This is a genomic window from Gordonibacter sp. RACS_AR68 (assembly GCF_030418485.1).
In the GTDB taxonomy this organism is placed as follows: Bacteria; Actinomycetota; Coriobacteriia; order Coriobacteriales; family Eggerthellaceae; genus Gordonibacter; species Gordonibacter urolithinfaciens.
This window is the reverse complement of sequence record NZ_JAIPUP010000003.1, coordinates 383,363-407,187: the sequence shown is the minus strand read 5'-3', so window position 1 is coordinate 407,187 and position 23,825 is coordinate 383,363. Positions and strand designations below refer to the sequence as shown.

Below are 23,825 nucleotides of genomic sequence, written 5' to 3'. Positions count from 1 at the left end.
TGAAAAAACATGCCACGCCACCGCGTGTGGCTATGATTTTCTGCTATCATATGAATGTTGTGCTTTGTGGAGGCACGGCATCGGAAAGAGTGCGATGATACGCGGAGATTGTGCATAAGATCACCTTGACTTGCTACGATCCCGCTGGTAAGCTATCGCCTTGCGTTTTATTTCATACAAGGAGACACTCATGTACGCAATCGTAAAGACGGGCGGCAAGCAGTATAAGGTTGCCCCCGGAGACAAGCTGAACATCGAGAAGCTCGATGCCGAGGTCGGCGCGAAGGTCGAACTCGAGGCCATCTGCATCGTCGACGGCGAGAAGGTCGAGGCCGATCCGGCCAAGGCCGCTGCCACGAAGGTCACGGCCATCGTGCTCGAGCAGTTCAAGGGCGAGAAGCAGCTCGTGTTCAAGTTCAAGAAGCGCAAGAACTACAAGAAGCTGCGCGGTCATCGCCAGCAGCTGACGCGCGTCGAGATCGAGTCCGTCGGCTCGGCCAAGGCCGAGAAGAAGGCTGCCAAGAAGGCCGCCCCGAAGAAGGCCGAGAAGGCCGAAGAGCCCGCGTCCGTCGACGCCGAATAAAGCAAGGGAGGGAATACCATGGCACACAAGAAGGGTCTCGGTTCCAGCCGTAACGGCCGCGATTCCCACGCGCAGCGTCTCGGCGTGAAGTTGTTCGGCGGCCAGGAGGTGCACACGGGCAACGTCATCGTTCGCCAGCGCGGCACGCACATCCATCCGGGCGAGAACGTCGGCCGCGGCAAGGACGACACGCTGTTCGCCCTGTGCGACGGCAAGATCGAGTTCACGAAGGGCGCGAAGCACAAGGTGCACGTCCGTCCCGAAGCTTAGGGGCAAAGCCACCTGCTCCACGACTGCGTAACGTTATCTGTTTTCGCGTGCCCCCTGCTCGTCAGGGGGCACTTTTCATATACAATCCGAGTTGCGAGATCAGGGAATCCGTCCCCCGGTTCCCCTTGATGCGGAGCCGGAACGGAGATAGAGGTACCCAGGTGTTCATAGACAAAGTTCGCATACACGTGAAGGGCGGCGACGGCGGCGCGGGCTGCATGTCGTTCCGACGCGAGGCCCATGTGCCGAAGGGCGGGCCCGACGGCGGCGACGGCGGCCATGGCGGCAACGTGGTGGTGGAGGCCGACGCCAGCCTGTCCTCGCTCATCGAGTACCGCTTCAAGCACCACTTCAAGGCCGACCGCGGCACGCACGGCAAGGGCAGCCGCATGCACGGCGCCACGGGCGAGGACCTCGTGCTCAAGGTTCCCGTGGGCACGGTGGTGCGCGAGTACTTCGAGGAATCCAAGGAGACGGGCGAGCTCATCGCCGACCTCACGCACGACGGCGAGCGCGTCACCGTGGCCGAGGGCGGCATGGGCGGCCGCGGCAACATCCACTTCGTGACGCCGACTCGGCGCGCGCCCGCGTTCGCCGAGCTGGGCGAGCCTTCGCAGGAGGGCTGGATCGAACTGGAGATGAAGCTCATGGCCGACGCGGCCCTCGTGGGCATGCCGTCGGCGGGCAAGTCGTCGCTCATCGCGAAGATGAGCGCGGCGCGCCCGAAGATCGCCGACTACCCGTTCACCACGCTCGTGCCGAACCTGGGCGTGGCTCGCTCGGGCGACTACAGCTTCGTCGTGGCCGACATCCCCGGCCTCATCGAGGGCGCGCACGAGGGGCGCGGCCTGGGACATGAATTCCTGCGCCACATAGAGCGCACGGCGCTCATCGTGCACGTGGTGGACCTGACGGGCGACTACGAGGGGCGCGACCCGCTGGAAGACTACGACATCATCAACCGCGAGCTCGCGCTCTACGCCGACGAGCTGGCAGCGCGCCCGCGCATCGTGGTGGCGAACAAGATAGACGTGCCCGGCACCGAGGAGGCGGCCGAGAGGCTGGCGGCGCGCGTGCGCGAGGACTCCATCGCGGCCGCGGGCGGCGACGAGTTCGCCCCGAGCCCCGTCGACCCGAAGCTCTACCGCATCAGCGCGCTCACCGGCGAGGGGGTCGACGGCCTCAAGGCCGCCATCGCCACGAAGGTGCACGAGCTGCGCGAGGCCGCGCGGGCCGACCTGGGTGCCGACGTGCAGTACGACCACGTGTGGGAGCACAAGCGCGAGATGCGCGACAAGCGCTTCGAGGTGTTGAACCTGGGCGGCGGCGTGTTCCGCGTCACAGGCCCGCAGGTTGAGCGCATGGTGGTGCAGACCGACTGGGAGAACGAGGAGGCCATCGCCTTCCTGCAGCACCGCTTGAAGCGCCTCGGCGTGGAGACGGCGCTCGAGCGCGCCGGCGCGGTGGACGGCGACGAGATTCGCATCGTCGGGCGCGCGTTCGGCTTCGAGTCGGCGCGCACGGCGGAGGATATGTTCAAGGAGCTCGACCTGTGATGAGGGCTGAAGAGGGTGGGCGCGGAAAGCGCCTGGTCATCAAGATAGGCTCGTCGACGCTCACCACGTCGGAGAGCAAGATCGACTACGGCTACCTGGCCGCGGTGGCCGCGCAGATGGCCGAGGCCAAGGAGGCGGGATGGCATCCGGTCGTGGTCACGTCGGCGGCCATCGCCTGCGGCCTCGAGCGCCTCGGCATAGAGAAGCGGCCGCACGATATGCCGAGCCTGCAGGCGGCCGCGTCGGTGGGGCAGAGCGCGCTCTCGACCGCCTACGCCGAGGCGTTCGCCGCCCACGGCATCGTGACCTCCACGGTGCTGCTCACGCGCCGCGACACGGCCGATCGCCAGGCGTACCTGCATGCGCGCGACACGTTCGACCGGCTGCTCGATTTGGGCGTCGTGCCCGTCGTGAACGAGAACGACACCGTGTCGGTGGAGCAGATCCGCTTCGGCGACAACGACACGCTCGCGGCGCTCGTCGCGTGCCTGGTGGAGGCCGACCTCATGGTCATCCTCTCGGACATCGAAGGGCTTTTCGACGCGAACCCGCACTTCGATCCCGAGGCGAAGCTGATCGGTCGCGTGGAGGCCATCGGCCCGGAGATCATGGCCGTGGCGGGCGGGGCGGGCACCACCGTGGGCTCGGGCGGCATGATAACGAAGATCAAGGCCGCGCGCGTGCTCATGGTGGCGGGCATCCCCATGGTCGTGTGCAACGGGCGCCGCGCAGGTGCTATCGTGGCCGCCGCGCGCGGCGAGGACGTGGGCACCCGCTTCGTCGCCGCGAAGAAGCCCCACGAGATCACGCCGAAGAAGCTCTGGATCGCCCTCGGCGACGCGGCACGCGGCGCGCTCGTGGTCGACGACGGCGCGAAGGCGGCGCTCGTCGGCCGGGGGAGCTCGCTTCTGTCGGTGGGCGTGAGCGCGGTGGAAGGACGTTTCGAGGCGGGCGATGTCGTGGACATCAAGGACGCCTCGGGGCACCTGTTCGCCCGCGGCAAGGCGGCGTTCTCGTGCGACGAGGCCGCGCTCGCCATCGGCCGCACGCGCGCCGAGCTGCAGGGCAACCGGCTGCTCGCAAGCCTGGCCGACAAGCCGCTCGTCCACCGCGACGAGCTGATCGTGTTCGAGTGATGGTTCCGCCAGCCTGACGGCCGGCGGAACGTGCCGACGCTGCGGAACGTTCCGGCACCCGATCTTCGCGTGAATGCGAAGGCTCGCGTACTGAAGTACGCTTGGCCTCCGCCTTCCCGTGAATCTTGGGCACCGGAACGTCCCTCGCCGACGTTGGCGGACCAGCAAGGTGTTTTTCGCGCTGCGCGTGAAGCGCGGGAGCGCAAGGGAAAGGAGATCGCATGGGCGACGAAAGCATGCGCGAGGAGGTGCGGCGCATCGCCGAGGCGGCGAAGGCCTCGAGCGGGGCGCTAGGGCAGACGAGCGCCGGGGAGCGCAACGCGGCGCTGGCGGCCATGGCGGCGGCCTTGCGCGCGCATGCGGCGGAGATCGTCGCGGCGAACGCGGAGGACGTGGCGGCCGCGCGCGCGGCGGGCACGAAGGAGAGCCTGGTGGACCGCCTTATGCTCGACGAGGGGCGCATCGAGGACATGGCGGCCGCGCTCGAGGAGCTGGCCGTGCTGCCCGACCCGCTCGGCCGGGTGCAGGACGCGCGCACGCTCGAGAGCGGCATCGGGCTCGAGCGCGTGAGCGTGCCGCTCGGCGTGGTGGCCGTGGTGTACGAGGCGCGCCCCAACGTGACGGCCGACGCGGCGGGCATCTGCCTGAAGTCCGGCAATGCGGCGGTGCTGCGCGGCGGGAGCATGGCGGCCCGCTCGAACGAGGCGGTGGCCCGCGTGCTCGCCGACGCCGCCGAGGGAGCCGGCATGCCGCAGGGGTGCATCGGCCTCGTTGCCTCCACCGACCGCGCGGCGGCCGACGAGCTCATGGGGCTGCATGGGACGGTGGACGTGCTCATCCCGCGCGGCGGCGCGGGGCTCATCCGCCACTGCGTGGAGACGTCGAAGGTGCCGGTCATCGAAACGGGCACGGGCAACTGCCACGTGTACCTGCACGGGAGCGCCGACCTCGAGCGGGCCCGCGCCATCGTGGTGAACGCGAAGTGCCGCCGCTACGGGGTGTGCAACGCGGCCGAGACGCTGCTCGTGGACGAGGCGGCGGCCGAGGCGCTCCTGCCCGCCGTGCTGGCCGACCTGCGCGAGCAGGGCGTGGTCCTGCACGCCGACGAGCGCGCCCGCGCCGTGGCGGCGGCGCACGGCATCGAGGCCGAGCCGGCGACCGAGGACGACTGGGAGACCGAGTACCTGGCGCCCGAGCTGGCCGTGAGGTGCGTTTCCGGCGTGGACGAGGCCGTGGACCATGTGAACCGCTACGGCACGAAGCATTCCGAGGCCATCGTGGCCGACCCGGCCGACCCGGCGGGCGCCGCGGCCATCGAGGCGTTCCTCGCGCGTGTCGATGCGGCCGCCGTGTACGCGAACGCCTCCACGGCGTTCACCGACGGCGGCCAGTTCGGCCTGGGTGCCGAGATCGGCATCTCCACGCAGAAGCTCCACGCCCGCGGGCCGTTTGCGCTCGAGGCGCTCACGTCGTACAAGTACGTGCTGCGCGGCGACGGGCAGGTGCGCGCGTAGTGGCAGTTGTCTGCGAGCGGTTCGACGACCTGGGGGAGGACGGCGCTCCGGCCCGCCTCGGCATCATGGGTGGCACGTTCGACCCCATCCATATCGGGCATTTGGCCACGGCCGAGCAGGCGCGCGAGGCCTTCGGGCTGGACGCCGTCGTGTTCGTGCCGGCCGGCAACCCCGTGTTCAAGAAGGACCGCGCCGTCACGCCGGCGGCCGACCGCCTGGCCATGTGCCGCCTCGCCGTGGCGAGCAACCCGGCGTTCTGCGTGAGCGCGATGGAGATCGAGCGCGGCGGCGACACGTACACGGTGGACACGCTGCGCGAGCTGCGCGGCCACTACCCGGGAAACGTGGAGCTGTTCTTCATCACGGGGGCCGATGCCGTGGCGCACATCGTGCAGTGGCGGGAGAGCGCCGCCATCGCCGACTTGGCGCGCCTCATCGCCGTCACGCGGCCGGGCTACGCGCTCACGGCCGAGCGGAAGCGCGAGATCGAGGAGCACGGCCGCTTCGACGTGACGTACCTCGAGGTAACGGCGCTGGCCGTGTCGTCGAGCGACCTGCGCGCGCGGGTACGTGCAGGTCGCTCGATCCGCTACCTCGTGATGCAGCGCGTATTGGACTACATCGCCGCGCACGGCCTGTACGCCCCGGAGGCCGGGGAGGGGGTGTGCCGATGAGCGGGGAGGACGAGGCAGCCTGCTGCGCCGATGCGCTGTCGGACGCGTTCCTCGAGGCGCGCGAGCGCGACCTGCGCGAGCGCTTGGGGCGCCGCCGGTTCGAGCACACGCTCGGCGTGGCGGGCACGGCCGCGCGCCTGGCACGCACCTACGGCGTGGACGAGCGCAAGGCGCGGCTGGCGGGGCTTTTGCACGACTGGGACAAGGCTTACGACGATGCCGGCATCCGCGTCCGCGTGGAGGAGCTGGGCCTGGCGGTGGATCCCTACGTGTTCGAGGAGATGCCCTGGCTGCTGCACGGCCCCACGGCCGCGGCGGCGCTCGCCCGCGCATTCCCATGCCTTCCGCGCGATGTGGTGCAGGCCATCGCGCGGCACACGGCCGGCGCGGTGGGGATGACCGGCCTCGACATGGTGGTCTACGTGGCCGATGCCCTCGAGCCGGGGCGCGACTACGCGGGGCTCGACGATATCCGCGCGCTTGTAGGTCGGGTGCCGCTCGAGGAGTTGTACCTGGCAACGTTCAGGCACGTGTTCCTGAGCCTGGTGGAGCGGCGCAAGCGGATCCATCCGCAGAGCATCGAGATATGGAACTACTACCTCGCCCGCTCGCACGACGCGGCGGACGAACGAAAAGGGAGGAAAGGAACAGCGTGAGCGAACCGAAGAAGATGGAAGAGAAGACCTCGCGGGAGCGCGCCCTCATCGCGGCGCGCGCGGCCGACGAGAAGAAGGCCACCGACATCATGGTGCAGGAGGTGCGCGACCTCATCGGCGTGACGGACTACTTCGTCATCGCCACGGCGGCGAACAACCGCCAGGTGGAGGCCATCGTCGACGAGATCGAGGAGGCCGAGCGCGTGCAGGGCGGCTGCAAGCCGCTGCACCGCGAGGGCACGCAGGACGGCACGTGGTCGCTTCTGGACTACGGCGACATCGTGGTGCACGTGTTCCAGCCGGAGACCCGCGAGTACTACCGTCTGGAGGCCCTGTGGAACGACGCCCCGGTCATCGACCTGGCCGAGGAGGCGGGGCTCACCGAGCTCGAATACTCCGACCGCATCGCCAAGCTCCTGGGCAGGGAGTAGCGGGGCTGGTACCTTAAGCCCCGGACCGAGCCTCGCCGAGGGGCGGGGCCTTCCCCCTCTTGGAAGGAAGGCCCCGCAGCCTCTTAGGCGCTGCGGCGGGATGCTTCCTCGTCGAGGCGCTCGGCGATCCATGTCTTTATGACGGCCTGGCGGCCGATGCCGATGCGCCGCGCCTCGCGGTCGAGCGCCTCCACCACCCAGGCGGGGAAGTCCACGTTCACGCGCCGGGTCTCGGTTCCAGCTATCCGGGGATGCTCGGTATCGAAATACTGGAGGATGTCCTCCTTCCCCTCGTCGAACAGACGGTCGAGCTCTTCAGCGTCGATTCGCTTCGTCATAGCACGCAGCCTCCTTCTTCCTTGAGCGGCGGACCGAGATGATGCGCACCGCAGCCGACCGGTACGTCACGATCGCGGTCCAATGTTTGTCGCCGATCATTCCGATCACCAAGTAGCGGTCTTCCGAGCTGAACGGTGAGGCCAGCTCGATGCAGCGTTCGTCATCCCACAACCTCTGCGCCTCGCCGAAGCCTATTCCGTGCTTCGCGAGATTCCGCGCGCTTTTCTGCGGGTCATATTCGAATTCCATTATAACCCCTTATCGATATAATTTCTATACCATGAAAGCACCTTTCAATCCTTGTAACCATCCTGTTGTACAAGGGCGGTGCCGCGCGCGCATCAGTCCAGCGGCTCCTCCGTCTCGATGATGCTGCGGTAGAGCTCCATGGTGGCCAGCGACGGGTCGATACCCAACTCGGTGGTCAGGAAGCGGCGGCACTCGAAGTACGTCTCGAGGGCGGCCGTGCGCTGCCCGGCCGCGATCTGGGCGCGCATGAGGGCCGTGTACGCGTCCTCGCGAGTACGGTCGCGGCGCAGCGCGGCGCGGGCGAACCACAGCCCCTCCTGCGCGTCGTCCGCCGCGACGAGGCGCTCGGCGGCTGCCACCAGCGCGTCCACGAGCTGCATGCGGCGGTTCTTGCGCGCCTGCATGACGAACTCGTTGTCCTGCTCGCTCGGCATGAGGTCGTCGGCGAACGCCTCGTCGATCTCCGCATAGAGCTGGGCCCATCCGTCGGCTCCGGGCTGGCCGAACAGCAGCATGCGGCATACGGCGTCGAACCGCGCGACATCCGTGACGATCAGGCGCTCGTCCAACCGGCAGCCGTTCTGCTGGCGCACGAGGTAGGGGCAAGCGCCCGACGGTCCCGAGAGCGCGCGGCGCAGATGCGACCATACCGAGTAGAAGTTCTTGCGAGCCGAGTCCACCTCGCTCTCGGGCCACATGATGCCCACGAGGCGGTCGCGCGGGAACTCGCGGCCCCGGTTCAGCACGAGCAGCGCCAGCAGCGTCTTCACCTTCTGGCGGCGAAAGCGGCCCGGATCGACCGGGGTGTCGCCGATGCGCACGTCCAACCCGCCGAACAGGTTGACGGTGAGCAGGGGCACCAAGGTGGGCGCGCGGCCCTCCTCGGGCAGGTAGCGCCCGTCGAGGTACGCATCGGGATGCGTGGCCGCACGCTCCGCCCGGCGCTCGGCGCTCTCGCGGGCAGAGCGCTCGAAGGCGCGGCGCTGGGAGAACAGCTCCATCTCGGCGCGGTGCAGCGCGAGGGCCTCGGCGGCGCGCAGCGGAGGGGAGGAGGGGAGAAGGCCCCTCTCGCGGACGCGTTCGAGAGCGAGGCCGGCCGCAGCGGCGAAGAGGTCGCCCCCGGGCTCTTCCAGTTCGGCGAGGCGCATGCGGACGTACCGGTCGATGCGGCCCAAGGCCGCGGCACCCTGCTCGGCCCCCTCGGCGCCCACGCCCTCGCGGCCCTCGGCCACCTCCGCAAGCGCCCAGGCCGCCGCGATGGCGAGGGCGTCCCCGTCAGCCTCGAGAGCCCCGCTCCCGTCGACCGCGGCGGCACCGTGCACGAGCCAGGCGGGGTCGTCGAGCAGGGCAAGTTGCGCCTGCGCGAGCGGGCGCCAGAAAGTGGGGTCGGGCCGCGCCGCGCCGCCTCCGCCCGCCGCCACGACGTCGGGCGCATCGCCGGGACCGGCGAGCCGCGCGAGCTCCTCTCGGGCCCGCTTGCTCACGGGTCCCTTTCCCTCCCGCACGACCACGAGCGCCGCAAGGGCGCGGACGCCGGCGGGCGCCCCCAGGTCGAAGGCGATGCGCCGCGCAGGGGCAAGGGCTGCGGCACGGTCTCCGAGCACGACGAGCCGCAGGACCTCCCCCAGCTCGAGCAGGGAGTTCCCGGAGGGGGTCGACGGGCCGAGCGAAGCGTACAGCCGATGGGCCGGCAGCATGCACACCTGCCGCGCGAGCGCGCGCGATCGTTCCGCGAGCCACGCCGCCCGCGCACCGCGCGAGCACAGCGCCCCCACAAGGCCGCAGGCACGCTCTCCCTGGGCGCGGGACAGCAGCACGTCGGCCCAGCGCCCGGCGAGCGCATCGCGGTTGGCAAGGTGCGAGCGCGCGGCCAGGACGTCCAACCTGCTCCCGACCGCCCCCGCCACGGCCTCCACGGGGAAGCAAGGCGTCTCGAAACGGTCGCATCGCCGATCGATGCCCAGGTAGGGGTAGCCCGTCGCCATAAGCGCCGCCAGGTCCTCGCCGCACGGGCCGAACGCCTCGACGTCGGACAGGGAGCCCCGGCCCAGCACGAGCATGGTGGCCATGGCCAGCAGCATGTCGGCCGGCAGCTCCTCGCGCAAGGCGCCCTCCAGGAAGGAGCCCTCCCCGCCGAGAGGCCCCCACACCAAACCGGGCACGCGCTCGGCCGGAGGGACGGCTGCCGCCGGGCGGGAAGCCCGATCGTCGGCGGGGCGGGCGGCGTCCAGCTCGGCGTCGGAGAGCAGCAGGTCGGCGGCGGAGAGCTTCAAGCGGTCGTGCTGCAACGGCCCGTAGGCGTCGCATGAGGGCGCGCACGTGGCCAGCACCTCGCATCCGCGCCCCAGCAGCTCGTCGAACACGCCGGAGAGCGCGGCGGCCCGGGTCGCATCGAGGGGCGGCACGTCCTCCACCACCGCGAGGAACGATGAGGCGTCCGCCGCCGTCAGCGAGGACGAGATAATGCCCCGGTCGAGGTCGCGTAGGAAGCAGGGGCTCTTCCCGTTGATCCAGAACACGTGGTCGAATGAGAACACCACGTCGGCGTACTCCATGGCGAGCCCCGTCTTGCCGAAGCCCTCGGGCGCCACCAGGAAGCGCGCCACATGGCGCTCGCGCAGCAGGCGAGCGATGAGGTCGGGGCGCGGGTAATGGCGGCGCGATGCCAGATGGTTGGGCCGATGGCCCTTGCAGGACGATTGCTTCAGGAATCCGGTCATAGGGAAACGCTCCTCTCGCGGAGGCAGCGCATCGGCCCGGTTGGATTCGATCATCATAGCGGCGAGGTCAGCATTTAGCAAGACCGGACATTCGTTCGCCGCGTTACGCAAACGGCCTTTCGGGATGCGAACAACGCCCGACCGACCGTCCGCCGGGCGCGGCGGGCGGTGTACAATGGCTACAGCCTGCCCCTGCCGCCCGATCCGAGCAAGGAGAGAACCATGTTCCGAACCGCCTCCCTCGCCGACCTGCCCGCCTTCCTCTGCGGGCACGCCCAAAACCCCGAAGCCGCCACCGGATGCACGGTGGTCGTGGCGCCCGAGGGGGCGGTATGCGGCGTGGACGTGCGCGGCGGCGGCCCTGCCACCCGCGAGACCGACCTGTTGCGCCCCGAGAACATGATCGAGGCCGTGCACGCCGTGGTGCTCGCCGGCGGCAGCGCCTTCGGGCTGGCCGCCTCCACCGGCGTCATGGACGAGCTCGCGGCGCGCGGCATCGGCTTTCCCGTCGAGGGCGCGCGCGTGCCCATCGTGGTGGGGGCCTGCCTCTTCGACCTGCTAGTGGGGGAGAGCGCCCACCCGGATGCCGCCATGGGCGCCGAGGCCTGCGCCGCGGCGTTCGCGCGCACGGCGGAAGAGCCGCTGGCCGAGGGAAACGTGGGCGCCGGCTGCGGCGCCACGGTGGGGAAGCTCCTGGGTGGCGAGCGCGCCATGAAGTCGGGCCTGGGGACCTGCGGGCTCGCCCTCGGCGAGCTGGCGGTGGTGGCCATCGTGGCCGTGAACGCGCTCGGCAACGTGCGCGACGGGGACGGCGCGTGGATCGCCGGCTGCCGCGACGACGAGGGACGCGTCATGGACCCGCTCGCCGCGTTCGGGGCGATGGCGGCGGCCGGCGACGGGACGGCTCCCGCCGCCGGCGGGCCCTGCGCCAACACCACCATCGGCGTCGTGCTCACGAACGCGCGGCTCACGAAGGCCCAGGCGAGCAAGACCGCCTCGACCGTGCACGACGCCTACGCCCGCGCCATCAAGCCCGTGCACACCCTGAACGACGGCGATACCGTGTTCGCGTTCGCGTCCGGCGAGGTGGAGGCGCTGCCCGACGCGGTATCGGTGCTGGCCTGCGAGGCCATGCAGGGCGCCATTGTGAACGCCGTGCGCCAAGCCGAGGGCGCATGCGGCCTGCCGGCGGCCCGCGACCTGATCGCCGGCCGGTAGGGGGCGCGCATGAGGCTCGCCAAGCTCGCGAACCGCACGTTGTTCGTCCTCTCGGTCGTGGTGACCGGATCCGTGGCCGGCGCGTTCGTCTGGGCGCTCCTGTTCGTCATGAACCTGGGCATCTCGTTTGTCTGGGACAGCGTGGGGGCCCGCTTCGGCATCTACTTCCCCTTGGCCGCCTGCCTCGTAGGCGGCCTTGTCGTCGGCCTCTTCGCCAAGCGCTTCGGGCCCTACCCCGAGGACCTGGACACTGTCATGGCGAAGGTGAAGCGCGACGGACGCTACGACTACGACAAGCTGGGGGTCATGTCCATCGCCGCGCTGCTGCCGTTGTTCTTCGGCGGCTCCATCGGCCCCGAGGCGGGTCTCACCGGCGCCGTAGCGGGCATCTGCACCTGGGTGGGCGACCGCATGAAGCGCTTCGGCGCCGACTTCCAGCAGCTCACGTCCGTGGGCACCATGGCGGCGCTCTCGGCCATCTTCACCGCCCCCCTGTTCGGGTTCGCGGCGCCGCTCTACGGCGACGGGAAGGACGGCGGCGAGAACGGGGACGGTCCCAAGGGGGCGGCCACCATCACGCTGCCGAAGAACTCGAAGATCGTCGTGTACTTCTGCGCCATCGCGGGCGCGCTCGCCGCGTTCATGGGGCTGGGAGCGCTGTTCGGCGGCGGCATGTCGCTGCCGCGCTTCACCGACATCCACGTCGGCACGGCGGAGCTCGCCTGGCTTTTGCCGCTCGCGTTCGTGGGCGCGGCGGCGGGATGGCTCTTCTGCGTGTTCGACGGCCTGTTCGAGCGCGCGGCGGGAAAGATGGGCGACCGTCCCGTGGCGAAGGCGCTCATCGCCGGGCTCGTGCTGGCCGTGCTCGGCATCCTGCTGCCGTTCACCATGTTCGCCGGCGAGGTGCAGGCCGAGCAGCTGGGCGAGGTATGGGCCTCCATGGGCGCGCTCGCGCTTCTGGCCACCGGCTTCGCGAAGGTCATGGTAACGCCGCTGTGCATCCGCTTCGGCTGGCGCGGCGGGCATTTCTTCCCCGTCATCTTCGCGGGCGTGTCGATAGGCTACGGCATGGCCGCCCTCACCGGCACCGACCCGGTGTTCTGCCTCTGCGCCTGCACGGCCGCCCTCGTGGGCGCCGTCATGCGCCAGCCCCTCATGGCCGTGCTGCTGCTGTTCCTGTGCTTCCCCGTCAAGGGCGTCGTGGTCATGTTCCTGGCCGCCGCCCTGGGCGCCGCCATCCCGCTCCCGAGGTCCCTGCGGAAGGACAAGGGCGGAAACGGCGGCGGCCAGGCGGAAGGCGCCATGCCCGATGCCGGGCAGGGGACCGAGGGCTAGGGAGCGCCGATCACCGCTGAGCTTGCGGGGTCCGTGCCGCTTCTCTTCGAGGCGGCGGCCGCACGGGAGGCGTCGCCCGTGCGGCCGCCGCTTAGGCGGTCGACCGCCGGCAGCGCCTTGCGGCCACTGTGGATTTCCTTTGAGGCCAGGCGCGTTATGCTAGAGTAGCAGGTACTGTTCAAAGCCAAGAAAAGGACGGCGCATCACATGGCAGGATTCCTATCCAGGCTGCTGACGCTCGGCGAGGGCAAGCAGTTGAAGAACTACGAGGCGCTCGCGCAGAAGGTCAACGCCCTCGAAGGCGGGATGCAGGCGAAGTCCGACGCCGAGCTTGCCGCCCTCACCGCCGCCTTCCGCGAGCGCGCCGACAACGGCGAGGACCTGAAGAGCCTGCTGCCCGAGGCGTTCGCCGCCGTGCGCGAGGCGTCCGTGCGCACGCTCGGCCTGCGCCACTTCGACGTGCAGCTCATCGGCGGCATGGCGCTCAACGACGGGCAGATCGCCGAGATGAAGACCGGCGAGGGCAAGACGCTCGTGTCCACGCTGGCCGGCTACCTGAACGCGCTCAACGGCACCAACGTGCACATCGTCACCGTGAACGACTACCTGGCCCGCCGCGACAGCGAGTGGATGGGCCAGATCTACCGCTTCCTGGGCATGGACGTGGGCCTCATCCAGAACGGCATGCGCCCCGACAAGAAGATCCCCGCCTACCGGGCCGAGGTCACCTACGGCACGAACTCCGAGTTCGGCTTCGACTACCTGCGCGACAACATGGTCACGCGCGCGGAGGCCCGCGTGCAGCGCGGCCACCACTTCGCCATCGTCGACGAGGTGGACTCCATCCTCATCGACGAGGCCCGCACCCCGCTCATCATCTCGGGCGCCGGCACGCAGGCGGCCGAGACGTACAACAAGTTCGCGCGCGTCATGCCCGGCCTCGTCCCCGAGGTGGACTTCGACATGGACGAGGCGAAGAAGACCATCAACGCCACCGAGGGCGGCCTGGAGAAGATCGAGGCCATGCTCGGCATCGACGACATCTACGCCGACCCGTCGGGCCAGCTGGCGAACCATCTGCAGCAGGCGCTCAAGGCGCAGTTCCTGTTCCACCGCGACGTGGACTACGTGGTGGTGGACGGCGAGGTGAAGATCGTCGACGAGTTCACCGGCCGCATCATGGAGGGCCGCCGCTGGTCGGAGGGCCTGCACCAGGCCGTGGAGGCCAAGGAGCGCGTGCTCGTGCGCGAGGAGAACCAGACGCTGGCCACCATCACGCTGCAGAACTACTTCCGCCTCTACGAGAAGCTCTCCGGCATGACCGGCACCGCCATGACCGAGGACGCCGAGTTCCGCGAGATCTACAAGCTGCCGGTCGTGGCCATCCCGCCGAACCGCCCCGTTGCGCGAAAGGACGAGGACGACCTCATCTACCGCACGGTGGAGGCCAAGTTCAACGCCGTGGCCGACGACGTGGCCGCGCGCAACGCGAAGGGCCAGCCCTGCCTCATCGGCACGGTGTCCATCGAGAGCTCCGAGAAGCTCTCGCGCCTCTTGGACAAGCGCGGCATCAAGCACGAGACCCTGAACGCGAAGAACCACGAGCGCGAGGCGCACATCATCGCGCAGGCCGGCCGCGTGGGCGCCGTGACCATCGCCACGAACATGGCCGGCCGCGGCACCGACATCCTGCTCGGCGGCAACCCCGACGTCATGGCCGAAGACGCCCTGCGCGCGCAGGGGCTCGACCCCGACCGCAGTCCGGAGGACGTGGCGGCCGAGGGCGACGAGGCTGCGGCCCCCGCGCCCACCGAGGAGCAGCGCGCCGCGGCGCTCGCCGAGGCGAAGCGCGTGTGCGCCGCCGAGCACGACCAGGTCATAGCCGCCGGCGGCCTCACCGTCATCGGCACCGAGCGCCACGAGTCGCGCCGTATCGACAACCAGCTGCGCGGCCGCGCCGGCCGCCAGGGAGACCCGGGCACCACGCAGTTCTACCTGTCGCTCGAGGACGACCTCATGCGCCTGTTCGGCGGCAACCGCATGGACTCCATCGGGCGCATGATGGAGAAGACCGACATGCCCGACGACATGCCCATCCAGGCCGGCATGGTGTCGAAGGCCATCGAGAGCGCGCAGCGCCAGGTGGAGAGCATGCACTTCTCCGCCCGCAAGAACGTGCTCGAGTACGACGACGTCATGAACCTGCAGCGCGCCGCCATCTACGGCGAGCGCAACGCCATCTTGGACGGCAAGGACCTCTCCGAGCGCATCCCCGAGATCGTGCGCGACGCGGCCGAGGCCGTGGTCGCGGAGAACTGCCCCGACAAGGCGCCTTCCGACGACTGGGATGTGAGGCCCGTGGAGACGTGGGCCGCCAACATGACGGGCCGCGACGACTTCAAGGTGGCCGACGTCGACCACGAGGACGATCCCGGCCTTCTGGCCGACGCGCTCGTGGGGTACCTGGACGGCGTATACGCCGAGAAGGCCGAGCAGCTGGGCGAGCCGGTCATGAAGATGCTGGAGAGCCAGGTCATGCTCCGCATCATCGACACGCGCTGGATGGCCCACCTCCAGGAGATGGACTACCTCAAGTCCGGCATCGGGCTTCGCGCGTTCGGCCAGCGCGACCCGCTCGTCGAGTACAAGAACGAGGCCTACAATGCCTTCCAGAACCTCACGTCGTCCATGTACGAGGACTACCTGCGCACGCTGCTGCGCCTGCAGGTTGCCGTGCAGCAGGCCCCGCAGCTCGCCGAGGAGAAGAGCCCGCTCGACGGCAAGGTGAGCTACTCGTCGCCCGAGCAGGCGCTCGAGCAGACGGGCGTGGCCGCCGCACGCCGCCAGGCGCCCGCCGCCGCGCCTGGCGGCCAGTCCGCGCCGCCACCGAAGCCGGCGGCCGCGAAGCCGCAGACGTTCGAGAAGGACAAGGACGACCCCTTCGCGAACGTGGGCCGCAACGACCCGTGCCCCTGCGGCTCGGGCAAGAAGTTCAAGAAGTGCCACGGCGCGAACCAGTAGGACGAACATGGCAGACAGCGAACACGATATCGAGCAGATGGCGGCGCGCGTGGCCGACGCGCGCGGCTTTCTGCACATCGACGACAAGACGGCCGAGCTGGCAAGGCTCGACGAGGAGATAGCCGCGCCCGGGTTCTGGGACGATGCGGCGCATGCGCAGGGCGTCTCGAAGCAGGCCTCGAACCTGCGCGAGACCATCCGCGAGTACGACGAGGCCGCGGCGCTGCTGGACGACGCCCGCGCGGCGCTCGAGCTGGCGGGGGAGGACGAGGCCTTCGCCGCGGAGGCCGACGACGCCCTCGCGCGCCTGTCCGGCCTGCTCGACGCGCTGGAGATCACCTCGTGGTTCTCGGAGCGCTTCGACGGCGGCGACGCCATCCTCACGGTGAACCCCGGATCCGGCGGCCTCGAGGCGCAGGACTGGACCGACATGCTCTACCGCATGTACGTGCGCTATGCCGAGAAGAAGGACTGGAAGGTCACGATCCTCGACGTGGTGCCCGGCGAGGGCATAGGCCTCGACAAGGCCACCATCCAGATCGAGGGCCGCAACGCGTTCGGCATGCTGAAGAGCGAGAACGGCGTGCATCGCCTCGTGCGCATCAGCCCCACCGATGACAAGAAGCGCCGCCACACCACGTTCGCGGGCGTGGAGGTGCTGCCGGTGCTGCCCGACGACATCGAGGTGGATCTCAACCCCGCCGACGTGCGCGTGGACGTGTACCGCTCGAGCGGCCCCGGCGGCCAGTGCGTGAACACCACCGACTCGGCCGTGCGCCTCACGCACCTCCCCACGAACATCGTGGTGACGTGCCAGAACGAGAAGTCCCAGCTCCAGAACAAGGAGGCGGCGTTCCGCGTGCTCAAGGCGAAGCTCTACGAGCGCGAGGAGCAGAAGCGCCAGGAGGAGCTGGCCGAGCTGCGCGGCGACCGCATGGACAACACGTTCGGCAGCCAGATCCGCAACTACGTGCTCTATCCCTACCAGATGGTGAAGGACGTGCGCAGCGGCGTGGAGACCGGCAACGTGGATGCCGTCCTCGACGGCGACCTGGAGGAGTTCGTGATAGGCTACCACAAATGGAGGGTGTCCCAATAATGGAAGGAACCGGTATGACCGAGCTTGAACGGCGTGCTAACGACATGCGCGCCGACATCGTGCGCATGATCGCGGAGGCGGGGAGCGGGCATCCTGGCGGGTCGTTATCATGCGCCGACATACTCGCGGCGCTGTACTTCGGGGGCGTGCTGGAGCACGACCCGCGCAACCCGCAGTGGGAGGGGCGCGACCGCTTCATCCTGGCCAAGGGGCACGCGGCACCGGCGCTTTACGCCGTGCTCGCCCAGGCGGGCTACTTCCCGCGCGAGGAGCTGGCCACGCTGCGCAAGCTGGGCAGCCGGCTGCAAGGACATCCGGACTCGAACCAGGTGCCCGGCGTGGAGGTGTCCACGGGCTCGCTCGGACAGGGGCTGTCCGTCGCGGCGGGGGCCGCGGCCGGCCTGAAGCTGGACGGCGCCCCCCAGACGGTGTTCGCGCTGCTGGGCGACGGCGAGTGCCAGGAGGGCCAGGTGTGGGAGGCCGCCATGTTCGCGGCGCACCGGCAGCTGGACAACCTCGTGGCCGTCGTCGACCGCAACGGCCTGCAGATCGACGGGCGCACCTGCGACGTGTGCGACCCCGGCGACCTGGGCGCGAAGTTCGCGGCGTTCGGCTGGGACGTGGCGGAGGTCGACGGCCACGACCTGGACGCCCTCGTAGCGGTGCTCGGGGCTGCGAAGGCCGGTCGCGACGGCAGGCCGCATGCGGTCATCGCCCGCACCGTCAAGGGCAAGGGCGTGCCGTTCATGGAAAACGAGGCGGGTTGGCACGGGAAGGCCCCGAATGCCGAACAGGCCGCCGAGGCGCTCGCCGCGCTCGAGGGCGGCGCGGGGAAGGAGTCGATCCGTGGTTAAGCTTGCAGACGGGGCCCAGGCCCAGCAGAAGAAGGCCACGCGCGCGGCCTACGGGGCGACGCTCGCCGAGCTCGCGTCCGAGGGCGTGCCCGTCGTGGCGGTGGATGCCGACCTCACGGGGTCCACGACCACGAAGAAGCTGGCCGACGCCGGTTTCGCCGACCGCCTGTTCAACTGCGGCATCGCCGAGCAGAACATGGTGGACGTGGCGGCGGGCCTGGCCATCACGGGGCACGTGGCCTTCACCGGCTCCTTCGCCGTGTTCGGCACGGGGCGCGCCTACGACCAGATCCGCAACACGGTGTGCTACAGCAACCTGGACGTGAAGATCGCCCCCACGCACGCCGGCATCTCGGTGGGCCCCGACGGCGGCAGCCACCAGATGCTCGAGGACGTGTCGCTCATGCGGGGCCTGCCGAACATGCGCGTGCTCGTGCCGGCCGACTACGCCGCCGCCCGCGCCGCGCTGCGCCTGGCCGCCGCCACGCCCGGCCCGGTGTACGTGCGCATGGGCCGCGCGAGCGTGCCGTGCGTCTACGCCGACGACGTGGAGCTGGAGCTCGGCCGCGCCTACGTGCTGCGCGAGGGCGCCGACGCCACGATCGTCGCCTGCGGCGTGGAGGTGGAGCAGGCGCTCAAGGCGGCCGAGCTGCTGGCCGCGGAGGGTATCGAAGCCGAAGTCATCGACGCGTTCTCCGTGAAGCCGCTCGACGAGGAGACGATCCTCGCCTCCGTGGGCAAGACGGGCTGCGCCGTGGTTGCCGAGGAGCACAGCGTGATGGGGGGCCTCGGCTCGGCCGTGGCCGAGACGCTGGCGCGCACCCGTCCGGCACCGGCGGAGTTCGTGGGCATGCGCGACGCCTTCGGCAAATCGGGCGAGTTCGACGAGCTGATGGCGTACTTCAACCTGGACGCGAGGGCGATTGTCGAAGCTGTGAAGAAGGTTATGGCCCGAAAGCAAGTCTGATAGAATCGAGCCGTCTCAGTACATCACTATTCGAACGGAGCATTCTGTGACGAACGATACCAGCCAAGGGGTTCCTGCGCGCCAAGCCCGGCGCGGCGGCGCCCATGCGGCGCCGGCGCCTGCGCGCCAGACGGCATCGCAGCTCTCGGCGTCGCTGCCCGTCTTGGAGGTCGACGACATTCCCCAGCAGACGGGCACGCCGGTCATCACCTTCGACCACGTGACGAAAGTCTACCCCGCGCAGCCCAACAAGCCGGCGCTCAACGACATATCCCTGCAGATCTACGCGGGCGAGTTCATCTTCCTCGTGGGCCATTCCGGCTCCGGCAAGTCCACGTTCATCCGCATGCTCATCCGCGAGGTGAAGCCGACGCAGGGCCATATCTACGTGGCCGACGAGGACCTGACCACCATGCGCAACTGGCGCGTGCCGTATTTGCGCCGCAACATCGGGTGCGTGTTCCAGGACTTCAAGCTCCTGCCGAACAAGACCGTGTTCGAGAACGTGGCGTTCGCGCTCGAGGTCATCGGCAAGAGCCGCCACGTCATCAAGACGCAGGTGCCCGAGGTGCTGCGCCTGGTGGGTTTGCAGGACAAGCTCAACAAGCGCCCCGACCAGCTCTCCGGCGGCGAGCAGCAGCGCGTGTCCATCGCGCGCGCCATCGTGAACCGCCCGCCGCTGCTCGTGTGCGACGAGCCCACCGGCAACCTCGACCCGCAGACGTCGCGCGGCATCATGGACCTGCTCGAGCGCATCAACCGCACGGGCACCACGGTGCTCGTGGCCACGCACGACCGCGAGATGGTGGACAACATGCGCCGGCGCGTCATCGCGCTCGACCGCGGGCACCTCACCCGCGACCAGGACCGGGGGGTGTACGGCTTCGATGTCTAGTTTCGCTTACTTCATACGCGAGTCGCTCAAGGGCTTCACGCGCAACCTCTCGACGACGCTCGGCTCTATCGTCACCATCTTCCTGTCGCTTATGATCATCGGCGTGTTCCTCGTGGGCGGCCTCGTCATAGAGAACGTGGTGTCGGGCGTGGAGAACGAGGTGTCCATCGCGGCGTACGTTGCCGACGACGCCTCGCAGGCCGATATCGACAAGGTGGAGGACTACGTCCGCGGCCTCGAGGGCGTGGCGTCGGTGACCTTCACGGACAAGGAACAGGCGCTCGAGAACTTCCGCTCCTCGAACACCACCGACATCATCGACGCGCTCGACGGCCAGAACCCGCTGCCCGCGTCCATCGACGTGGAGCTGTCCGACCCGCAGCTGGTCGAGCAGGTGGCCGGCTCGATCTGGGACAACCCCACCTACCAGCAGATCCGGGACGGCGAGACGAAGTCCGAGTCGCTCAAGTACGGCCAGCAGACGGTGGAGAAGCTGTTCACGCTCACCAACTACGTGCGCTACATCGGCATCGCGCTCATCGCCCTGCTCATCTTCATTGCCATGGTGTTCATCAACAACACCATCCGCCTGGCCATCCTGGCGCGACGCAAGGAGATCGCCATCATGCGGCTCGTGGGCGCGTCGAACGGGTTCATCCGCGGGCCCTTCCTCATGGAGGGCGCGCTGCATGCGCTCATCGGCTCGCTTCTGGCAGTGGGCGTGCTGGAGCTCTTGCGCAACACGGCGCTGCCGAAGCTGCAGGGCGCGCTGCCGTTCCTGTCGTTCGACGTGAGCCTTAACATGTTCCTGCTCATCTATGCCGCGCTCGTCGTCGCGGGCCTGCTCATAGGCCTGCTGGGCTCGGCTCTGGCCATGCGCCGCTACCTGAAGGTGTAGCGGGCGCTCGGGGCGGCCCCTTATGGCCAAGCATGGCGACAACAAGCAGGTTGCGGCGTCCGCGCGCAAGGCGCGGCTCCGCAACCTGCGCCTCATGCGGGCGTTCGCGTTCGTCGTGATACTGTGCACGGCCTTCGTGGCCGGCTTCGCCGTGCGCAGCAACGACGCGCTGCTCGAGTCGCTCGGCTTCACGGCGCTGCTTGAGAGCGGCGACTCCACGGCCGGCACGGCGGCCTCGAAGGACAAGAACACCTACAATGCGCTGTCGGCGCGCGTTGCCGAGGTGGAGGACGCGCTCGCCAACGACTCGTTGGACTCCTACGACTTGGACGCGGCCACCATGAGCGTGCTCGATGCGTTCGCCGACACGACCGAGGACGCCTACCTGCGCTACTACGATCCGGCGCGCTACTCCTCGCTCATGCACGACAGCTCGGGCAGCTATGCGGGCGTGGGCGTGCTGTTCTCGGAGTACAACGGGCTGGCGTACGTCGTGGACGTGTTCGACGGCTCCGTGGCCCAGGCGGCAGGCGTGCGCCAGGGCGACTTCGTGGTGGCCATCGACGGCGACCGCGGCCAAGAGTGGTCGATGAACGAGGTCACGGCCTCGCTCGACCGTGCCGAGGGCGACACCGTCGTGGTCACGTGGCGGCGTCCGGCCACGCTCGAGGCCGAGGGCGGGGAGGAGTTCACCACGACGCTGGCCTGCTCGAAGTACGATGTGAAGAACGTCACGACGAGCCTCGAGGGCACCGTGGGCTACCTCAAGGTGCGGCAGCTGACGCAGACGTCGGCCGACCTCGTGAAGCAGGCGCTCGCGGACCTGGGCTCCCAAGGGGCGCTCTCGTTCGTGCTCGACATCCGCGACAACCCGGGCGGCTACCTCACGCAGGCCGTGGACCTGGCCAGCCTGTTCGTGAAGAGCGGCTCCATCGTGCAAATCGAGACGAAGGACGGCAAGAGCGTGAAGTCCGCCACGGGCAACGTGGCGACGGACAAGCCGCTCGTGGTGCTGGTGAACGAGAACACGGCTGCCGCGGCCGAGGTGCTGGCGGCGGCGCTGCAGGAGAACCAGCGCGCCACGCTCGTGGGCGCTTCCACGCTGGGCAAAGGCTCCGTGCAGGTGGTGCGCGACCTGAGCTTCGGCGGCGCGCTGCGCTACACGGCGGCCTACTACCTCACCCCCCAGGGGCGGACCATCAACGACGTGGGCGTGACGCCCGACGTGTCGGTGGGCCTCGGCGGCGAGGCCGGCAGCGACAACCAGAGAAGCCTGGCCCTGGAAACCGCCCAGTCGCTCGCGCGGGAGTAGCGCCATGGCGCGCAAGCGGTCGCATACGCGACGCAGCCCCCGCAGCAACCCGCGCGGCGTGCTGACCGTCCACGGCGGCGGCTTCGGCTTCGTGCAGACGGCCGAGGGCGCCTACTTCATTCCCGCGTCGAAGATGGCCGGCGCCTTCGACGGCGACCTGGTGGAGGTGGCGCCGCTGCCGCCCACGGGCGGCAAGGGCGTCGCGCGCCAGCCGCATCAGGGTGCTGCCCGCCCTGGCGACCAGCCGGCCGCGCGGGTGCTGCGCGTCGTCGACCGCGCGCACGACACGCTTGTGGGCCGCTACGAGGTGGCCGAGCCCTTCGGCGTGGTGGTGCCCGAGGATGCGCGCATACCCTACGACATCTTCACCATGCGCTCCGACCATCCGGACGTGCCGGACGGCTCGCTCGTGCGCGTTCGCATCACCGCGTTCCCCACGCGCCACACCGCAGCAACCGGCGTGGTGGAGGAGGTCATCGGGCGGGCGGGCGACGAGGGGGTGGGCGTGGACCTCATCGTGGCGCGCCACAAGCTGGAGACGGCGTTCTCGGACGGCGCGCTCGCCGAGGCGCGTGCCGCCGTGCTGGACGAGGCGGGCGCGCTCGCCGAGGGCTACCGCGACCTGCGGGAGCGCTTCACGCTCACCATCGACCCCGCCGACGCCCGCGACTTCGATGACGCCTTGTCGTTGCATCCCGTCGTTCTGGCGAACGACGGGATGCCCCGCAGCGTGCGGGCAGTGGATGGGCGCGCGCTAGCGGCGGCGCGCTGGCGGCTGGGGGTTCATATCGCGGACGTGTCGCATTACGTGCCGTGGAACTCGTCGATCGACTTGGATGCGCGACGGCGGGCGACGAGCGTGTACTTGGCCGACCGCGTGATACCCATGCTGCCCGAAGAGCTGTCGGGCGATCTGTGCTCGCTCAAGCCCGGCGAGGTGCGCCGCACGATGACGGCCGACCTGTACCTGGACAACGACGCGCGACTCGTGGGCTACGAGCTGTATCCGGCGCTCATCCGCTCGGATGCACGGTTGACCTACGACGAGGCGCAGGCCTTGCTGGAGGAGGCGGCGGGCCGCGACGTCGACGCGTCGGGGGACGATGCCCTCACAAGCCGGCTCGCGAGGCTCTCGTGCTTGGCGAGGAGGCGTGCGGCGGCGCGCGAGGCGGCCGGCGGGTTGGACTTCGCCACGGTGGAGGCGAAGGTGCGCTTGGATGCGGAAGGGCATCCTGTGGGCATCGACCTGCGCCGCAAGACGGATGCGACGTCGCTTGTGGAGGAGGCCATGATCCTGGCGAACGAGACGGTGGCGCGCCACCTGCGCGATGCCCGGTTCCCCGGCATCTTCCGCGTGCACGACAAGCCCTCTCCCGACAGCCTGGCCGCGCTTGTGCCGGTGTTCCAGGAGTTCGCCTGGTTCGGCGGCATCGACCAGAACCGGCTCGTGGCCGGCGACCCGCATGTGCTCGGCCAGGTGCTCGAGGCGAGCGCGGGGCGCCCCGAGGGCGAGCTCGTGTCAACGCTCGTGCTGCGCTCCATGAAGCGCGCCGTGTACCGCCCCGCCTGCGAGCCGCACTACGGGCTGGCCAGCGGGGCGTACACGCACTTCACGAGCCCCATCAGGCGCTATCCCGACCTCGTGGTGCATCGCATGCTCAAGGCGCAGCTGACGCGCCGCCCCGAGCGCTTCGACCAGGAGGTGGCGGCGCTGCCGTGGATAGCCGAGCACTCCTCGAACATGGAGCGCGTGGCCGAGAAGGCGGCGCGCGAGTCGCAGGAGCTCAAGATCGTGGAGTATATGGAACGTTCGGTGGGCCAGGCGTTCCCGGCCGTCGTGTCGGGCGTGACGAGCTACGGCGTGTACGTGCGGCTGGAGAACACGGCGGAGGGCCTTGTGCCGATGAAGAGCCTGGGCCGAGAGTACTTCGCGTTCGACCCGGTGCTGCACCGCCTGACGGGGGAGGACACGGGCACGGTCTACCGGCTGGGGCAGCGCCTGCCCGTCATCCTTGCGGCGGCCGACCCGCGCGCCGGCCGGCTCGACTTCCGCCCGGCGCGCGAAGGCGGGCGCTGAGCGCGGCGCCAGGGGGGCAAA

Annotated in this window: 21 protein-coding genes; 18 read left to right on the top strand and 3 right to left on the bottom strand. The window is 69.6% G+C overall.

Annotated elements, in window-relative coordinates; genetic code table 11:
• Positions 1–190: 190 nt before the first annotated feature.
• From rplU to rsfS, 8 genes are all read left to right on the top strand, one after another.
• Entirely contained in the window at positions 191–583 is a 393-nt protein-coding gene (gene rplU, locus K9U15_RS09010; protein ID WP_087190802.1) for a 50S ribosomal protein L21, read from the top strand.
• An 18-nt stretch (positions 584–601) separates the two neighbouring features.
• Positions 602–853: a 50S ribosomal protein L27 gene (rpmA, locus tag K9U15_RS09005; protein WP_015538608.1), complete on the top strand. Its 252-nt coding sequence runs from the start codon at positions 602–604 to the stop codon at positions 851–853.
• Positions 854–1,014: 161 nt separating this feature from the next.
• Entirely contained in the window at positions 1,015–2,409 is a 1,395-nt protein-coding gene (gene obgE / locus K9U15_RS09000; protein WP_087190803.1) for a GTPase ObgE, read from the top strand.
• Complete coding sequence (gene proB, locus K9U15_RS08995; protein ID WP_301155906.1) at positions 2,409–3,545, top strand: glutamate 5-kinase; 1,137 nt, start codon at positions 2,409–2,411, stop codon at positions 3,543–3,545. Before obgE ends, proB begins: the two co-directional genes overlap by 1 nt.
• Positions 3,546–3,766: 221 nt before the next feature.
• Entirely contained in the window at positions 3,767–5,059 is a 1,293-nt protein-coding gene (locus tag K9U15_RS08990) for a glutamate-5-semialdehyde dehydrogenase (RefSeq protein WP_301155905.1), read from the top strand.
• The gene (gene nadD / locus K9U15_RS08985) at positions 5,059–5,733 is read left to right on the top strand and encodes a nicotinate-nucleotide adenylyltransferase (protein WP_096226843.1); all 675 of its coding nucleotides are present in this window, start codon (positions 5,059–5,061) and stop codon (positions 5,731–5,733) included. The genes K9U15_RS08990 and nadD overlap by 1 nt, the downstream gene beginning before the upstream one ends.
• Positions 5,730–6,389, top strand: a complete 660-nt coding sequence (yqeK, locus tag K9U15_RS08980) for a bis(5'-nucleosyl)-tetraphosphatase (symmetrical) YqeK (RefSeq protein ID WP_096226842.1) — start codon at positions 5,730–5,732, stop codon at positions 6,387–6,389. Before nadD ends, yqeK begins: the two co-directional genes overlap by 4 nt.
• Before the next feature lie 14 nt (positions 6,390–6,403).
• A complete protein-coding gene (gene rsfS, locus K9U15_RS08975; RefSeq protein ID WP_096228551.1) occupies positions 6,404–6,820 on the top strand; it encodes a ribosome silencing factor in 417 nt (138 codons plus the stop codon).
• Between the two features lie 83 nt (positions 6,821–6,903).
• Here the strand turns inward: rsfS and K9U15_RS08970 are convergent, their stop codons facing one another.
• The 3 genes from K9U15_RS08970 to K9U15_RS08960 form a co-directional block, all read right to left on the bottom strand.
• Complete coding sequence (locus K9U15_RS08970) at positions 6,904–7,158, bottom strand: CopG family transcriptional regulator (protein ID WP_087190808.1); 255 nt, start codon at positions 7,156–7,158, stop codon at positions 6,904–6,906.
• Entirely contained in the window at positions 7,136–7,408 is a 273-nt protein-coding gene (locus tag K9U15_RS08965; RefSeq protein WP_096226841.1) for a BrnT family toxin, read from the bottom strand. Before K9U15_RS08965 ends, K9U15_RS08970 begins: the two co-directional genes overlap by 23 nt.
• Positions 7,409–7,500: 92 nt before the next feature.
• Positions 7,501–10,128: a BTAD domain-containing putative transcriptional regulator gene (locus K9U15_RS08960; RefSeq protein WP_301155904.1), complete on the bottom strand. Its 2,628-nt coding sequence runs from the start codon at positions 10,126–10,128 to the stop codon at positions 7,501–7,503.
• A gap of 222 nt (positions 10,129–10,350) precedes the next feature.
• Between K9U15_RS08960 and K9U15_RS08955 the strand changes: the two genes are divergently transcribed.
• The 10 genes from K9U15_RS08955 (at position 10,351) to rnr (ending at position 23,804) form a co-directional block, all read left to right on the top strand.
• Entirely contained in the window at positions 10,351–11,346 is a 996-nt protein-coding gene (locus tag K9U15_RS08955) for a P1 family peptidase (RefSeq protein WP_096226839.1), read from the top strand.
• A gap of 9 nt (positions 11,347–11,355) precedes the next feature.
• A complete protein-coding gene (locus K9U15_RS08950; RefSeq protein ID WP_096226838.1) occupies positions 11,356–12,681 on the top strand; it encodes a chloride channel protein in 1,326 nt (441 codons plus the stop codon).
• A 207-nt stretch (positions 12,682–12,888) separates the two neighbouring features.
• The gene (gene secA / locus K9U15_RS08945; protein ID WP_278805064.1) at positions 12,889–15,702 is read left to right on the top strand and encodes a preprotein translocase subunit SecA; all 2,814 of its coding nucleotides are present in this window, start codon (positions 12,889–12,891) and stop codon (positions 15,700–15,702) included.
• Between the two features lie 7 nt (positions 15,703–15,709).
• Positions 15,710–16,801: a peptide chain release factor 2 gene (prfB, locus tag K9U15_RS08940; RefSeq protein WP_087190814.1), complete on the top strand. Its 1,092-nt coding sequence runs from the start codon at positions 15,710–15,712 to the stop codon at positions 16,799–16,801.
• Between the two features lie 14 nt (positions 16,802–16,815).
• The gene (locus K9U15_RS08935; RefSeq protein WP_087190815.1) at positions 16,816–17,655 is read left to right on the top strand and encodes a transketolase; all 840 of its coding nucleotides are present in this window, start codon (positions 16,816–16,818) and stop codon (positions 17,653–17,655) included.
• Positions 17,648–18,622, top strand: coding sequence for a transketolase C-terminal domain-containing protein (locus tag K9U15_RS08930; RefSeq protein ID WP_096226835.1), 975 nt, complete (start codon positions 17,648–17,650; stop codon positions 18,620–18,622). Before K9U15_RS08935 ends, K9U15_RS08930 begins: the two co-directional genes overlap by 8 nt.
• A 178-nt stretch (positions 18,623–18,800) precedes the next feature.
• On the top strand, positions 18,801–19,517 hold the full coding sequence (ftsE, locus tag K9U15_RS08925) for a cell division ATP-binding protein FtsE (protein ID WP_367316814.1): 717 nt from the start codon (positions 18,801–18,803) through the stop codon (positions 19,515–19,517).
• The gene (ftsX, locus tag K9U15_RS08920) at positions 19,510–20,415 is read left to right on the top strand and encodes a permease-like cell division protein FtsX (RefSeq protein ID WP_096226834.1); all 906 of its coding nucleotides are present in this window, start codon (positions 19,510–19,512) and stop codon (positions 20,413–20,415) included. The genes ftsE and ftsX overlap by 8 nt, the downstream gene beginning before the upstream one ends.
• 22 nt (positions 20,416–20,437) lie before the next feature.
• Complete coding sequence (locus K9U15_RS08915) at positions 20,438–21,727, top strand: S41 family peptidase (RefSeq protein ID WP_096226833.1); 1,290 nt, start codon at positions 20,438–20,440, stop codon at positions 21,725–21,727.
• A gap of 4 nt (positions 21,728–21,731) precedes the next feature.
• Positions 21,732–23,804, top strand: coding sequence for a ribonuclease R (gene rnr / locus K9U15_RS08910; RefSeq protein ID WP_123673804.1), 2,073 nt, complete (start codon positions 21,732–21,734; stop codon positions 23,802–23,804).
• Positions 23,805–23,825: the final 21 nt, after the last annotated feature.

What these genes read in the sequence shown, in the direction of transcription:
- rplU (WP_087190802.1), top strand. Translation starts at nt 191, where the DNA reads ATGTACGCAATCGTAAAGACGGGCGGCAAGCAGTATAAGGTTGCCCCC.
- rpmA (WP_015538608.1), top strand. Translation starts at nt 602, where the DNA reads ATGGCACACAAGAAGGGTCTCGGTTCCAGCCGTAACGGCCGCGATTCC.
- proB (WP_301155906.1), top strand. Translation starts at nt 2,409, where the DNA reads ATGAGGGCTGAAGAGGGTGGGCGCGGAAAGCGCCTGGTCATCAAGATA.
- K9U15_RS08990 (WP_301155905.1), top strand. Translation starts at nt 3,767, where the DNA reads ATGGGCGACGAAAGCATGCGCGAGGAGGTGCGGCGCATCGCCGAGGCG.
- yqeK (WP_096226842.1), top strand. Translation starts at nt 5,730, where the DNA reads ATGAGCGGGGAGGACGAGGCAGCCTGCTGCGCCGATGCGCTGTCGGAC.
- rsfS (WP_096228551.1), top strand. Translation starts at nt 6,404, where the DNA reads ATGGAAGAGAAGACCTCGCGGGAGCGCGCCCTCATCGCGGCGCGCGCG.
- K9U15_RS08970 (WP_087190808.1), bottom strand. Translation starts at nt 7,158, where the DNA reads ATGACGAAGCGAATCGACGCTGAAGAGCTCGACCGTCTGTTCGACGAG.
- K9U15_RS08965 (WP_096226841.1), bottom strand. Translation starts at nt 7,408, where the DNA reads ATGGAATTCGAATATGACCCGCAGAAAAGCGCGCGGAATCTCGCGAAG.
- K9U15_RS08960 (WP_301155904.1), bottom strand. Translation starts at nt 10,128, where the DNA reads ATGACCGGATTCCTGAAGCAATCGTCCTGCAAGGGCCATCGGCCCAAC.
- K9U15_RS08955 (WP_096226839.1), top strand. Translation starts at nt 10,351, where the DNA reads ATGTTCCGAACCGCCTCCCTCGCCGACCTGCCCGCCTTCCTCTGCGGG.
- K9U15_RS08950 (WP_096226838.1), top strand. Translation starts at nt 11,356, where the DNA reads ATGAGGCTCGCCAAGCTCGCGAACCGCACGTTGTTCGTCCTCTCGGTC.
- secA (WP_278805064.1), top strand. Translation starts at nt 12,889, where the DNA reads ATGGCAGGATTCCTATCCAGGCTGCTGACGCTCGGCGAGGGCAAGCAG.
- prfB (WP_087190814.1), top strand. Translation starts at nt 15,710, where the DNA reads ATGGCAGACAGCGAACACGATATCGAGCAGATGGCGGCGCGCGTGGCC.
- K9U15_RS08935 (WP_087190815.1), top strand. Translation starts at nt 16,816, where the DNA reads ATGACCGAGCTTGAACGGCGTGCTAACGACATGCGCGCCGACATCGTG.
- ftsX (WP_096226834.1), top strand. Translation starts at nt 19,510, where the DNA reads ATGTCTAGTTTCGCTTACTTCATACGCGAGTCGCTCAAGGGCTTCACG.
- K9U15_RS08915 (WP_096226833.1), top strand. Translation starts at nt 20,438, where the DNA reads ATGGCCAAGCATGGCGACAACAAGCAGGTTGCGGCGTCCGCGCGCAAG.
- rnr (WP_123673804.1), top strand. Translation starts at nt 21,732, where the DNA reads ATGGCGCGCAAGCGGTCGCATACGCGACGCAGCCCCCGCAGCAACCCG.